Annotated in this window: 10 protein-coding genes; all 10 read right to left on the bottom strand. The window is 43.6% G+C overall.

Features of this window, described 5'->3' with window-relative positions; all coding sequences use genetic code 11:
* On the bottom strand, positions 1–161 hold a 161-nt coding region (locus H5201_RS18645; RefSeq protein ID WP_246175643.1), incomplete at its 3' end, for a GTP-binding protein.
* Positions 162–224: 63 nt separating this feature from the next.
* On the bottom strand, positions 225–2,339 hold the full coding sequence (fusA, locus tag H5201_RS18640) for an elongation factor G (RefSeq protein WP_145238305.1): 2,115 nt from the start codon (positions 2,337–2,339) through the stop codon (positions 225–227).
* Between the two features lie 27 nt (positions 2,340–2,366).
* Positions 2,367–2,837 (bottom strand): 30S ribosomal protein S7, encoded by a 471-nt coding sequence (rpsG, locus tag H5201_RS18635; RefSeq protein ID WP_016710546.1) that lies wholly within the window; start codon positions 2,835–2,837, stop codon positions 2,367–2,369.
* Positions 2,838–2,934: 97 nt separating this feature from the next.
* Positions 2,935–3,309 (bottom strand): 30S ribosomal protein S12, encoded by a 375-nt coding sequence (rpsL, locus tag H5201_RS18630; protein ID WP_002958885.1) that lies wholly within the window; start codon positions 3,307–3,309, stop codon positions 2,935–2,937.
* A gap of 195 nt (positions 3,310–3,504) precedes the next feature.
* Positions 3,505–7,680: a DNA-directed RNA polymerase subunit beta' gene (rpoC, locus tag H5201_RS18625; RefSeq protein ID WP_145238302.1), complete on the bottom strand. Its 4,176-nt coding sequence runs from the start codon at positions 7,678–7,680 to the stop codon at positions 3,505–3,507.
* A 103-nt stretch (positions 7,681–7,783) separates the two neighbouring features.
* Complete coding sequence (rpoB, locus tag H5201_RS18620; RefSeq protein ID WP_145238299.1) at positions 7,784–11,809, bottom strand: DNA-directed RNA polymerase subunit beta; 4,026 nt, start codon at positions 11,807–11,809, stop codon at positions 7,784–7,786.
* A 271-nt stretch (positions 11,810–12,080) separates the two neighbouring features.
* Entirely contained in the window at positions 12,081–12,443 is a 363-nt protein-coding gene (rplL, locus tag H5201_RS18615; RefSeq protein WP_064668694.1) for a 50S ribosomal protein L7/L12, read from the bottom strand.
* A gap of 76 nt (positions 12,444–12,519) precedes the next feature.
* Positions 12,520–13,014: a 50S ribosomal protein L10 gene (gene rplJ / locus H5201_RS18610; protein WP_145238296.1), complete on the bottom strand. Its 495-nt coding sequence runs from the start codon at positions 13,012–13,014 to the stop codon at positions 12,520–12,522.
* A 322-nt stretch (positions 13,015–13,336) separates the two neighbouring features.
* Positions 13,337–14,041: a 50S ribosomal protein L1 gene (gene rplA / locus H5201_RS18605; RefSeq protein WP_145238292.1), complete on the bottom strand. Its 705-nt coding sequence runs from the start codon at positions 14,039–14,041 to the stop codon at positions 13,337–13,339.
* 4 nt (positions 14,042–14,045) lie between these two features.
* Complete coding sequence (gene rplK / locus H5201_RS18600; RefSeq protein WP_008108462.1) at positions 14,046–14,474, bottom strand: 50S ribosomal protein L11; 429 nt, start codon at positions 14,472–14,474, stop codon at positions 14,046–14,048.
* Between the last annotated feature and the right edge of the window lie 54 nt (positions 14,475–14,528).

The following is a 14,528-nucleotide window of genomic DNA, read 5'->3' as shown; positions in this document are numbered from 1 at the left end:
GGAGCGTTATCGATTGATGCGAAATCTTTAGCAACACCGCCGTATACTTTTGCAAGTACGTTAGTGATTGCTGCAGTTAGGGTAGTTTTACCGTGGTCAACGTGGCCGATTGTACCTACGTTTACATGCGGTTTTACGCGTTCAAACTTTGCTTTTGCCATCTTAAAAAATTCCTATAAAGAAATTAAAGGTTCAGTCCACTGTGGACCAAACCGAGCTAAAAATTACTTAACAGCGCGAGCTGTAATTATTGTGTCCGCAACATGTTTCGAGGCTTCAGCGTACTTCAAAAACTCCATAGAGTATGAGGCACGGCCTTGTGTTGCAGATCGTAGATCAGTAGCATAACCAAACATTTCAGAAAGCGGAACCTGGGCGTTAATTAATTTAAGTCCACCTAGCGCATCTTCCATGCCTTCGATCATACCGCGGCGACGGTTTAAGTCACCAACTACATCACCCATGTTTGCTTCAGGAGTGAGTACTTCAACCTTCATCATTGGCTCTAATAGTACAGGGTCTGCTTGTAGCGCACCTTGTTTCATTGCCAGTGAACCCGCTATTTTAAATGCCATTTCATTCGAATCTACATCATGGAATGAACCATCATATAAAGTCGCTTTCACACCAAGTAATGGGTAGCCTGCCAGCACACCTTGAGACATTTGCTCTTGGATGCCTTTATCTACCGCAGGGATGTATTCTTTTGGAACTGAGCCACCTACGGTTTCGTTAACGAACTCGTAAATTGGGGCTTCATCATCCGAAATATCCATCGGTTCAAGTTTAAGCCAGACATGACCATATTGACCACGTCCACCTGATTGACGTATGAATTTACCTTCAACTTTAACAGTTGAACGAATAGCTTCACGGTAAGAAACCTGCGGCTTACCAACGTTACATTCAACACTGAATTCACGTTTCATACGGTCGACAATGATATCAAGGTGAAGTTCACCCATACCAGAAATAATAGTCTGGCCTGATTCTTCGTCAGTTTGTACGCGAAAAGACGGATCTTCTGCCGCTAGTTTACCTAGCGCGATACCCATCTTATCTTGGTCAGCGATTGTGCGAGGCTCAACCGCAACAGAGATAACTGGTTCAGGGAATTCCATACGCTCAAGCGTAATAATAGAATTCGGATCACACAGTGTTTCACCTGTTGTTACGTCTTTGAGACCAATAGCCGCCGCAATATCACCTGCGTAGACTTCTTTGATCTCTTCACGTGAGTTTGAATGCATCTGAACGATACGGCCAAGACGCTCACGCTTACATTTTACTGGGTTGTATACCGCGTCACCCTGTTTAACAGTACCAGAGTAAACACGGAAGAAAGTTAAAGTACCAACGAACGGGTCTGTTGCAATTTTAAAAGCAAGTGCAGCAAACGGTGCGTTGTCATTAGCTGGACGTTCTTCCTCAGTACCATCTTCAAGGATACCTTGAATTTGTTTCACTTGTGTTGGTGCAGGCATATATTCAATAACGCCATCAAGCACAGCTTGAACGCCTTTATTTTTAAATGCACTACCACATGTAACTGGGACGATTTCGTTAGCCAATGTACGCTGACGCAAAGCATTTTTAATTTCTGCTTCGCTCAGGTCTTCACCTTCCAAATACTTATCCATTAGTTCTTCAGATGCTTCAGCAGCGCTTTCAACTAAGTTCGAGCGCCATTCTTCAGCTAAATCTTGAAGTTCTGCCGGTATTGCCTCATAGGTGAAAGTCATTCCCTGGTCTTCATCATTCCAGTTAATCATTTTCATTTTTATGAGGTCAATAACACCTTTAAAGTCGTCTTCAGCGCCTACTGGTAGCTGAATTGGAACAGGCGTTGCTCCAAGACGAGATTTCACCTGGCCAACAACCGTTAAGAAGTCAGCGCCAGTGCGATCCATTTTATTTACGAAGATCATTCTCGGAACTTCGTATTTGTTCGCTTGACGCCAAACTGTCTCAGTTTGCGGCTGTACACCAGATGAAGCACAAAGCACAACTACCGCACCATCAAGTACACGTAAAGAACGTTCTACTTCAATAGTGAAATCCACGTGCCCTGGAGTATCAATGATATTGATACGATGAGCGTCAAATTGCGCGTCCATCCCTTTCCAGAAACACGTTGTTGCAGCAGAAGTGATTGTGATACCACGCTCTTGTTCCTGCTCCATCCAGTCCATAGTTGCGGCGCCATCATGTACTTCACCGATCTTATGAGAAAGACCTGTGTAGAACAGAACACGTTCTGTTGTGGTGGTTTTGCCTGCATCTACGTGAGCAACAATACCGATATTGCGATAGCGCTCAAGTGGAGTTGTACGTGCCATAAAATCCTCTTAAAGGTTAAGGACAGATTACCAACGGTAATGTGCGAATGCTTTATTCGCTTCAGCCATACGGTGAACGTCTTCACGTTTCTTAACCGCAGTGCCTTTGTTGTCAGCAGCGTCAACAAGTTCTTGAGCTAAACGTAAGCCCATAGATTTCTCGCCACGCTTACGTGCAGCGTCTACTAACCAACGCATACCTAATGCGTTGCGACGTACTGGACGTACTTCTACTGGTACTTGATACGTTGAACCACCAACACGGCGAGATTTAACCTCAACCTGTGGACGGATGTTTTCAAGTGCAGTTTCAAAGATTTCAAGGTGCGATTTGCCTGATTTCTCAGCAGCCACATCTAGCGCACCGTAAACGATTTTTTCAGCAGTAGATTTCTTGCCGTCTAACATTACGATGTTAACGAATTTTGCAAGAAGTTCCGATCCGAACTTAGGATCTGGAAGAATTTTACGTTGACCTATTACGCGTCTTCTAGGCATTTTGTATCTCCGGTTTATTCAGGTTTGCTCTTTCGAGTCAATCACCCAAAACAATAATTAAAAATATTTAGTGCTTGGCCTTACTAACGGAATACAATTAGCCTTTAGGGCGTTTTGCACCGTATTTAGAACGAGCTTGACGACGGTCGCTAACGCCTGCACAGTCAAGTGCACCACGAACAGTGTGAAAACGCACACCTGGTAAATCTTTAACACGACCACCACGGATTAGGATTACACTATGCTCTTGAAGGTTATGACCTTCACCACCAATGTATGAAGTTACTTCGAAACCGTTAGTTAAACGTACACGAGCTACTTTACGTAACGCCGAGTTTGGTTTCTTAGGTGTAGTTGTATATACGCGAGTACATACACCGCGCTTTTGCGGACACGCTTTAAGCGCAGCTGAGTTACTTTTCGTAACCTTGCTACGACGTGGCTTACGCACTAGCTGGTTAATAGTTGCCATTTAAATAGCTCCTGAAATTAAAATTACTACTGAAAAAAATAAAAAAATCCGCCCTTTATTTACAAGCTCGTACCAAACGTGCAGGTAAATGGGTGGCGGAATTTTAATGAGCAAAGATTGAGCTGTCAACCTAAACCGTTAGCAAGGCAGTAGATAACTGCCTTGCAAAAACCTAATCTATTGATTAAGTTAGATTTATTGATTTCCAGATAAATCCGCGTTTAAAGCATCAGTTAGCGCTTGAGTTGCCTCTTCTGCACTTACTGTTTGCTCTTCAACTACAACTTTGCTCTGCTTACGACGAGCCATACGTTCTTGATGATACGCAAAACCGGTACCGGCTGGGATCAAACGACCCACAATTACGTTTTCTTTCAGACCGCGAAGTTCATCGCTCTTACCATTTACAGCGGCTTCAGTTAGGACACGAGTTGTCTCCTGGAACGAGGCTGCCGAGATGAAAGATTCTGTGGCTAGTGATGCTTTAGTGATACCCATTAATTGGATTTCATATTTAGCAGGTAACTTGCCTTGAGCTTCTAAGTCGCGGTTTGCGATATTAACGCGTGCCACTTCAATTTGCTCACCGGCTAAGAATTCACTATGGCCGCCGTCAAGGATCGTACACTTACGGATCATTTGACGGATAATTGTTTCAATGTGCTTGTCATTGATCTTAACGCCTTGCAAACGGTAAACCTCTTGCACTTCGTTAACGATATAGTTAGCAACATGAGTCACACCACGTAGGCGTAAGATGTCATGTGGTGATTCAGGACCATCGGCGATAACTTCACCTTTAGACACTTGCTCACCCTCAAACACGTTAAGTTGACGCCACTTAGGGATCATTTCTTCGTAATGATCGCCTTCAGCTGGAGTAATAACTAAACGCTTCTTACCTTTAGTCTCTTTACCGAAGCTAATCGTACCGGTGATCTCAGCTAAGATAGCTGGCTCTTTCGGTTTACGCGCTTCAAATAAGTCGGCTACGCGTGGTAGACCACCCGTGATATCACGAGTTTTCGAACCTTCCTGCGGAATACGTGCTAACACGTCACCTGGGTTTGCCGTTACACCGTCTGTTACTTCAATCGTAGTGTATGAAGGAAGACGAGTTTCTTGCAGACCGCGCTCTTCACTTTCGATGATAAGCTTCGGCTCTTTCGCATTTATCTTAGCAAGATCTTTAACAACTACACGGGTTAAACCAGTTAGTTCATCAGTCTGTGCTTCAGTGTTTGAGTCATCGATATCGCTGAACGATACTTTTGACTTATGCTCAAGAACGATTGGGTGACTATGCGGGTCCCAAGTAGCAACGATGTCGTTACCTTGAACTTCCGTATTGTCTTGTACTGTTAATACCGCACCGTAAGGTACTTTATAACGCTCTTTCTCACGACCATGGCTATCGATGATAGTGATTTCAGTAGAACGAGAGGTAATAACAATCTTACCGTCAGTGTTTAATACATATTTTGCGTTATGAAGCTTCAATGTACCGTTAGTTTTAACTTGTACATTGTTTTCAGCAGATGCTCTTGATGCTGCACCACCGATGTGGAAAGTACGCATCGTAAGCTGTGTACCCGGCTCACCGATTGATTGTGCCGCGATAACACCTACTGATTCACCCGCGTTGATGATATGACCACGTGCAAGGTCACGACCGTAACACTTAGCACATACACCAAAGTCGTTATCACAGGTGATAACTGAACGTACGCGAACCTCATCTACTGAGTGCTCTTCTAAAAGATCACACAGTTTTTCGTCAAGCATGATATTACGCTCTACAAGTACTGTATTAGTACCAGGGATCACAATATCTTCAGCAACAACACGACCAAGTACACGTTCGCGAAGTGCTTCTACAACGTCACCACCTTCAATAAGCGGTTTCATTGTTAAGCCATCTTCTGTGCCACAATCGTCTTCGTTGATTACCAAATCTTGTGCAACGTCTACTAGACGACGCGTTAGGTAACCCGAGTTCGCTGTTTTCAGTGCTGTATCGGCAAGACCTTTACGCGCACCGTGCGTTGAGATGAAGTACTGAAGTACGTTTAGACCTTCACGGAAGTTAGCGGTGATTGGCGTCTCGATGATTGAACCATCTGGACGTGCCATTAGACCACGCATACCTGCTAGCTGACGGATCTGAGCGGCACTACCACGAGCACCAGAGTCGGCCATCATAAACACTGAGTTAAATGACGGTTGCTCTTCTTCTTCACCTTGGGCATTGATAACCGTGTCTTTTGACAAGTTGGCCATCATTTCACGTGATAAGTTTTCATTTACACGTGACCAGATATCGATAACTTTATTGTACTTTTCACCAGCCGTTACAAGACCTGATTGGAATTGTTGGTTGATTTCAGTTACTTCAGCTTCAGCTGCTTCGATAATTGATGCTTTAATCGGTGGGATAACTAAGTCATCGATACCGATTGAAACACCTGACTTCATTGCGTAGTGGAAACCGGTATACATAACTTGGTCAGCAAAGATAACTGTATCTTTAAGACCAAGACGACGGTAACACTCGTTTAATAAGCCAGAAATTTGTTTCTTACCTAGGGCCTGATTGATTGACGAAAACGGCATGCCTTTTGGTAAAATAAGAGACAAAATTGCACGACCAACAGTTGTATCGATAACAGTTACAGTGTCTTCTACTACACCATTTTCGTTTTTAACTGATTCGCTAATACGTACTTTCACGCGAGCGTGAAGGTCTGCATTACCGCTGCGGTATGCTTTTTCTGCTTCTTTTGGATCTTTTAAGATCGCGCCTTCGCCTTTCGCGTTGATGCGGTCACGGGTCATATAATATAGACCCAATACAACGTCCTGTGATGGAACGATGATTGGCTCACCATTCGCAGGAGATAGGATGTTGTTTGTTGACATCATCAATGCACGAGCTTCAAGCTGCGCTTCAATCGTTAGCGGTACGTGTACCGCCATTTGGTCACCATCGAAGTCGGCGTTGTAGGCCGCACATACTAATGGATGCAAATGGATTGCTTTACCTTCAATAAGCACAGGTTCAAACGCTTGGATACCCAAACGGTGAAGTGTTGGTGCACGGTTAAGTAATACTGGATGTTCACGAATTACTTCGTCTAATACATCCCATACTTCCGGAACTTCACGCTCTACCATTTTCTTAGCAGCTTTGATTGTCGTAGCCATGCCGCGACGCTCTAATTTGCCATAGATAAATGGTTTGAATAGCTCAAGTGCCATCTTCTTAGGAAGACCACATTGGTGAAGCTTAAGTGTAGGACCAACCGTGATTACAGAACGGCCTGAATAATCTACACGCTTACCAAGTAAGTTCTGACGGAAACGACCTTGCTTACCCTTGATCATATCAGCAAGAGATTTAAGCGGACGCTTGTTAGAACCTGTAATTGCACGACCACGACGACCGTTATCAAGTAGCGCATCAACCGCTTCTTGTAACATACGTTTTTCGTTGCGTACGATAATATCCGGTGCAGCTAAATCTAGTAGACGTTTAAGACGGTTATTACGGTTAATAACACGACGGTAAAGGTCATTTAGATCAGAAGTCGCAAAACGGCCACCATCAAGTGGTACTAATGGACGTAGATCAGGTGGCAATACTGGAAGTACTGTCATGATCATCCACTCAGGGTTATTACCTGACTGGTGGAACGATTCCATTAATTTAAGACGTTTAGTGATCTTCTTACGCTTAGTTTCAGAGTTAATTGTTGGTAACTCTTCACGCATTTCAGCAATTAATTGCGCAAGATCGAGTTCACGAAGCAAGTCTAATACTGCTTCAGCACCCATCTTCGCTTCAAACTCATCACCGTGCTCTTCTAGTGCATCTAGGTATTCTTCTTCACCTAATAGCTGACTACGCTCAAGCGTCGTCATGCCAGGCTCAGTTACTACGAATGATTCGAAGTAAAGAACACGTTCAATATCACGAAGCGTCATATCAAGCATTAAGCCGATACGTGACGGTAATGATTTTAAAAACCATATATGTGCAACTGGGCTCGCAAGGTCGATGTGACCCATACGATCGCGACGCACTTTAGTGAGTGTTACTTCAACGCCACACTTTTCACAGATCACACCACGGTGTTTAAGACGCTTATATTTACCACATAAGCATTCATAATCTTTCACTGGACCGAAAATACGGGCACAGAATAAGCCATCGCGCTCAGGCTTGAAAGTACGGTAGTTAATAGTCTCAGGTTTCTTTACTTCACCGTATGACCATGAACGAACCATGTCTGGTGAAGCAAGACCAATGCGAATTGCATCGAATTCTTCGGTCTTATTTTGTTGCTTCAGAAACTTAAGTAAGTCTTTCACCTTAGCTCTCCTGTCGGAGTTAATCTTGAGGACGGATGATTTCGTCCCTACATTCTATTCGGCCGTAACAGATGCTGCAGGCTAGCTGCAGCATCTAATTGGCTTAATTTTCTTCCAACTCGATGTTGATACCCAGTGAGCGGATTTCTTTCAACAATACGTTGAACGATTCTGGCATACCTGGTTCCATTTTATGGTTACCATCAACGATGTTTTTATACATCTTAGTACGACCGTTCACGTCATCCGATTTCACTGTTAACATTTCTTGTAACGTGTAAGCGGCACCGTATGCTTCTAGTGCCCATACTTCCATCTCACCGAAACGCTGGCCACCGAACTGTGCTTTACCACCCAGCGGCTGCTGAGTAACAAGGCTATAAGAACCAGTAGAACGCGCATGCATTTTGTCATCAACTAAGTGATTCAGTTTCAGCATGTACATGTAACCAACAGTTACTTGACGTTCAAACTGATCGCCAGTACGGCCATCATAAAGTGTAACCTGACCACTACGAGGGTAGCCAGCTAGCTCAAGCATGTCTTTGATTTCGCTTTCTTTCGCGCCATCAAATGCAGGAGTAGCGATTGGTAAACCACCTTTTAAGTTTTCAGCCAAACGACGAATTTCGTCATCTGTGAAGCTAGCAATGTCTACGAACTGACGAGATTCACCAATTTCGTATGCTTGCTTGATGAAGTCACGTAGCTCATGAAGCTCACGTTGTTCTTTCATCATTTCTTCAATACGCTCACCAATACCACGAGCAGCTAGACCCATATGTGTTTCAAGGATCTGACCGATGTTCATACGTGATGGTACACCCAGCGGGTTAAGTACGATATCAACAGTACGACCTTTATCATCGTATGGCATATCTTCTACTGGTACGATAGTCGAGATAACACCTTTGTTACCGTGACGACCCGCCATTTTATCACCTGGTTGGATACGACGTTTAACAGCTAGGTATACTTTAACAATCTTAAGTACGCCTGGTGCTAAGTCATCACCTTGGGTAATTTTACGACGTTTGTTTTCAAACTTTTTATCGTATTCAGCTTTTAGCTCATCGTACTGGGCTGCTAGTTGCTCAAGTTCAGCTTGCTTATCTTCTTCAGCAAGGCTTTGAGTTAGTAGCTTCTCAGCATTCAATGACGCTAATCTATCTTCATCTTGACCGGCTGCGATAAGTAACTTACGAGCACGATCTAACACGCCTGCTTCAAGAATACGGAATTCTTCGTTAAAGTCTTTTTTCGCGTCACGAAGTTGCATTTCTTCAACTTCTAGCGCGCGCTTGTCTTTTTCAACACCATCACGGGTGAAGACTTGCACGTCAATTACAGTACCTGTTACAGAGTTTGGTACACGTAATGAGCTGTCTTTAACGTCAGACGCTTTCTCACCAAAGATAGCTCGTAGTAGCTTCTCTTCAGGAGTTAATTGCGTTTCGCCTTTCGGAGTCACTTTACCTACTAGGATATCGCCGCCTTTAACTTCAGCACCGATATAAACAACACCTGATTCATCAAGCTTGCCTAGTGCAGATTCACCCACATTCGGGATATCTGCAGTGATCTCTTCAGGACCTAACTTAGTATCACGGGCAACACACTGTAGTTCTTGAATATGGATAGTCGTTAGACGATCTTCTTCAACTACGCGCTCTGATAGTAAGATTGAATCCTCGAAGTTATAACCGTTCCATGGCATGAATGCCACGCGCAAGTTTTGACCAAGGGCTAAGTCACCTAAGTCAGTCGAAGGACCATCTGCTAACACGTCACCACGAGTAACCGGTTCGCCAACCATACAAGTTGGTTTTTGGTTAATACATGTGTTTTGGTTAGAACGTGTGTATTTGGTTAAGTTGTAGATGTCGATGCCCGCTTCACCAGGGATGCGTTCTTCTTCATGTACATTAACAACGATGCGACTTGCGTCAGCATACATTACTTCACCACCACGTTTAGCAACAATCGTTACACCAGAATCTTTCGCTAGTGTTAACTCAATACCAGTACCTACTAACGGTTTGTCCGCTTTCAATGTTGGTACTGCTTGACGTTGCATGTTTGAACCCATCAATGCACGGTTAGCATCATCGTGTTCTAGGAACGGGATAAGTGCTGCCGCTACAGAGATCACCTGTTGTGGTGATACATCCATATATTGCTGGTCCATGCGACCCATAAAGGTAGATTCACCTTTGTGACGACATGGGATTAATTCATCAACAAACTCATTGGTTTCAGTTAAGTTTGAGTTCGCCTGTGCGATAACAAACTGACCTTCTTCAATGGCTGATAAGTAATCAACTTCATCAGTTACTACACCGTCTACCACTTTGCGGTAAGGTGTTTCTAAGAAACCATAGTCATTGGTACGTGCGTACGTAGACAATGAGTTAATTAGACCGATGTTTGGACCCTCAGGAGTCTCGATTGGACATACGCGACCATAGTGAGTTACGTGAACGTCACGTACTTCAAAGCCAGCGCGTTCACGTGTAAGACCGCCCGGCCCTAATGCAGAAATACGACGTTTGTGCGTCACTTCTGATAGCGGGTTATTTTGGTCCATGAACTGTGATAACTGAGACGAACCAAAGAACTCTTTAACTGCTGCCGAAATAGGCTTAGCGTTAATAAGATCTTGTGGCATGATCGCATCTAGGTCACCTAAGCTTAAACGCTCACGTACCGCACGCTCTACACGTACTAAACCTACACGGAACTGATTCTCAGCCATTTCGCCAACACTACGAATACGACGGTTGCCTAAGTGGTCGATATCATCAACATCGCCTTGACCGTTACGAATAGAAATTAATACTTTCATAACAGACACGATGTCTTCTTTGCTTAATGTGCCTGGGCCTGTGTCAGTGTCATAACCAACACGGCTATTGAACTTCATACGACCTACAGTAGATAAGTCATAACGTTCTTCAGAGAAGAACAAGTTCTCAAATAAGGCTTCAGCCGCGTCTTTCGTCGGTGGCTCGCCTGGGCGCATCATGCGATAAATTTCTACTAGTGCTTCTAAGCGGTTAGTGCTTGAATCAATACGTAAAGTATCAGAAATATATGCACCGCTGTCCACTTCATTGATATATAGAGTATCAATTTTAGTGTGACCTGCTTTAACCAATTCAGCCATTAACTCTAAAGTTAATTCATCATTCGCGTTTGCAATCACTTCACCCGTTGACTCATCAACGTAGTTTCTAGCAATTACACGGCCAATGATATACTCATGGGGTACTTCTAAATGGCTAATGCCTTTTTTCTCAATGCTCTTGATATGACGCGCTGTTACACGACGGCCAGACTCAACGAACACTTCACCGTCTTCACTTTTTATATCAAAGGCAGCGGTTTCACCACGTAAACGTGATGGCACAAGTTCCATAAGAACTTTACCGTCAGTTACTTCAAACGCAGTGGTTTCGAAGAAGATGTTTAAGATCTCTTCTGTCGTGTACTCAAGTGCACGCAACATGATTGACGCCGGTAATTTACGACGACGGTCAATACGTACATATAAGTTATCTTTTGCATCAAACTCAAAATCTAACCATGAACCACGGTATGGGATAACACGTGCGTTATAAAGCACTTTACCTGATGAGTGAGTTTTACCGCGGTCGTTATCAAAGAATACACCAGGGCTACGGTGTAGCTGAGAAACGATAACACGCTCTGTACCATTGATTACAAAAGTACCGGTATCGGTCATGAGCGGAATTTCGCCCATGTAAACTTCTTGCTCTTTAATGTCTTTAACTGTGCCTGGCGCTTCTTTATCCATCACCACAAGGCGTAGTTTTACGCGAAGTGGAGCAGAATAAGTCACACCGCGAATTTGACATTCTTTTACATCGAAAACTGGCTCACCAATACGATAACTTACGTATTGAAGCTCAGAATTTCCCGAGTAGCTTTTGATTGGGAACACAGAACGGAAGGCAGCTTCCAAACCATGATCGCCATCAGCGTCCGGCACTAAGAATTTTTTAAACGATTCTAACTGCGTTGACAGTAAGAAAGGTATATCCAAAACTTGTGGACGTTTACCAAAATCCTTACGGATACGTTTCTTTTCAGAATAAGAGTAAGCCATGGGGTTCCTCAGCTTGCTGATCTTTGACCCGACCTGTTCTTGTAAGAACAGACTTAACTGGCATCTAAGCCAAGATTGTACAACATTTAATTGTTGTTCCAATTAACTCCCACTTTAACACTAGCAAACTATAAAGCGTTGAAAGTAAAGAGAAAATTAGATTTTATTTGAGCTATAGGAATACATCGCTCTATAGCGCAAAAAGGCCGGTGATTAAATAATCACCAGCCCTTGCCTGATTTCTCAGACAGCGAACTTAGCAAAAGCTAAATTACTTAACCTCAACTTCAGCACCAGCTTCAGTAAGGTCTTTAGCAAGAGCTTCAGCTTCTTCTTTAGATACACCTTCTTTAACAGGTGTAGGAGCAGCTTCAACAAGAGCTTTCGCTTCTTTAAGGCCTAGGCCAGTTGCGCTACGAACAGCTTTGATTGCCGCAACTTTATTAGCGCCAGCGCCAGTAAGGATTACGTCAAATTCTGTTTTCTCTTCAGCAGCTTCAGCAGCAGGACCTGCTACCATAGCAGCTGCAGCAGTTACGCCGAATTTTTCTTCCATTGCTTCAACAAGAGCAACAACGTCCATTACTGACATTTCAGCAATTGCGTCAAGGATTTGGTCTTTAGTTACAGACATTACAAATTTCCTAATAATTAACGGACTCTAGGTCCAAAAAAATTTTACACCGAAAGATTGATTAAACAGCTTAAAATTAAGCAGCTTGCTCTTCTTTCTGTACACGTACTGCTTCAATTGTTTTACACAATTTGCCAGCAGACGCTTCTTTCATAGCGCTCATTAAGCGTGCAACAGCTTCGTCGTATGTAGGTAATGTAGCAAGCATTGCTGCATCAACAACATTTCCTTCAAAAGCGGCCGTTTTAAGCTCAAATTTCTCGTTCTTCTTTGCAAAAGCAGAAAAGATACGCGCAGCAGCACCTGGGTGCTCTGATGAGAAAGCGATTAAGCTTGGACCAACAAATGAATCAGAAAGGCACTCAAACTGTGTTCCTTCAAGAGCACGTTTTGCTAAAGTGTTACGGACAACTTTCATCCAAACACCATTTGCACGAGCTTCTTTACGAAGGGCAGTGATTGCGCCAACTGTTACACCACGAGAATCTGCAACAACTGCAGATAGAGCACCATTGGCTGCTTCGTTGACTTCAGCAACAATTGCTTTTTTGCCTTGAAGATTTAAAGCCATGGGTGTTACTCCTGGTTTAATGGGTTACCGTACATCGGCTTCCCTGTTCTACTCTTCCCTACCAAACAAGATAGAGATGCTTTTTACGGCGAGAGCCAGAAGATTAGGAAAAATCTATCTGGGGATTCACACCGTCTACGTAGGTGAATATTAAGGCCGAAGCCACCTACGGTCTTGGACGGAAGCCCAATTTATCGTTTTGCCCGAAGGCGCACCGAAATTATGGACTTCAACCCGAATTCTTTACTTGTTGAGAAAACAAAATTTCTCAACAAAATGGCGCAAAATTATAGTATAAATTTCACGCCATGTAAACACTCAATTAAACAACAGTTGTTGTTAAAGTGCTTTGGTCAACAGAAACACCTGCGCCCATTGTTGTAGAGATGGTTACTTTCTTAACGTAAACACCTTTTGCTTGTGAAGGCTTAGCCTTCTTAAGCGCAACAATTAGCGACTCAAGGTTTTGTTGAAGTTGCTCAACTGTGAAATCAACCTTACCAATAGTAGTATGGATGATACCATTTTTGTCATTGCGGTAACGCACTTGACCAGCTTTAGCATTTTTAACTGCTTCTGCAACGTTAGGTGTTACAGTACCAGTTTTAGGGTTTGGCATTAGACCACGTGGGCCTAAGATTTGACCTAGTTGACCAACAACACGCATAGCGTCTGGTGATGCAACAACAACGTCAAAGTTCATCTCGCCTTTCTTAACTAGCTCAGCAAGATCTTCCATACCTACTAGTTCAGCACCAGCTTCTTTCGCAGCTTCTGCGTTAGCGCCTTGTGTGAACACTGCAACGCGAACGTCACGACCAGTACCGTTAGGTAGTACAGTTGCACCACGAACGTTTTGGTCAGATTTACGAGCATCGATACCAAGGTTAACAGCAACGTCAACACTTTCTACGAATTTAGCTGTCGCTAACTCTTTTAAAAGAGCAACTGCTTCGGTGATTTCGTAATCTTTAGTCGCTTCCACTTTTTCGCGGATAGTACGCATACGTTTAGTTAATTTAGCCATTATCTTAGTCCTCTACGTTCAAGCCCATCGCACGCGCAGAACCTGCGATAGTGCGAACCGCAGCTTCTAAATCAGAAGCTGTAAGGTCAGGTTTCTTTGTCTCAACGATTTCTTCAAGTTGAGCACGAGTTACTGTGCCTACTTTTTCAGTGTTAGGACGGCCTGAACCAGATTTGATACCTGCAGCTTTCTTAAGTAAGTAAGCAGCCGGTGGCGTTTTCATGTCGAACGTAAATGAACGGTCGCCGTAAACAGAGATCACTACAGGAACTGGAGCGCCTTTTTCGATAGATTCTGTACGTGCGTTGAACGCTTTACAGAATTCCATGATGTTTACACCGTGTTGACCTAGTGCTGGACCTACTGGAGGACTAGGGTTAGCCATACCAGCAGCAACTTGTAGCTTGATTAGAGCTTCAACTTTCTTAGCCATTATAAATACCTCATTAGGTGGGTCTTAGCCTTGTGCGCGCGAGGACGCGTACTC

Source organism: Pseudoalteromonas sp. SG43-6 (assembly GCF_014164365.1).
Taxonomy (GTDB): Bacteria; Pseudomonadota; Gammaproteobacteria; order Enterobacterales; family Alteromonadaceae; genus Pseudoalteromonas; species Pseudoalteromonas rhizosphaerae.
This window is presented reverse-complemented; position numbering and strand designations above follow the sequence as displayed.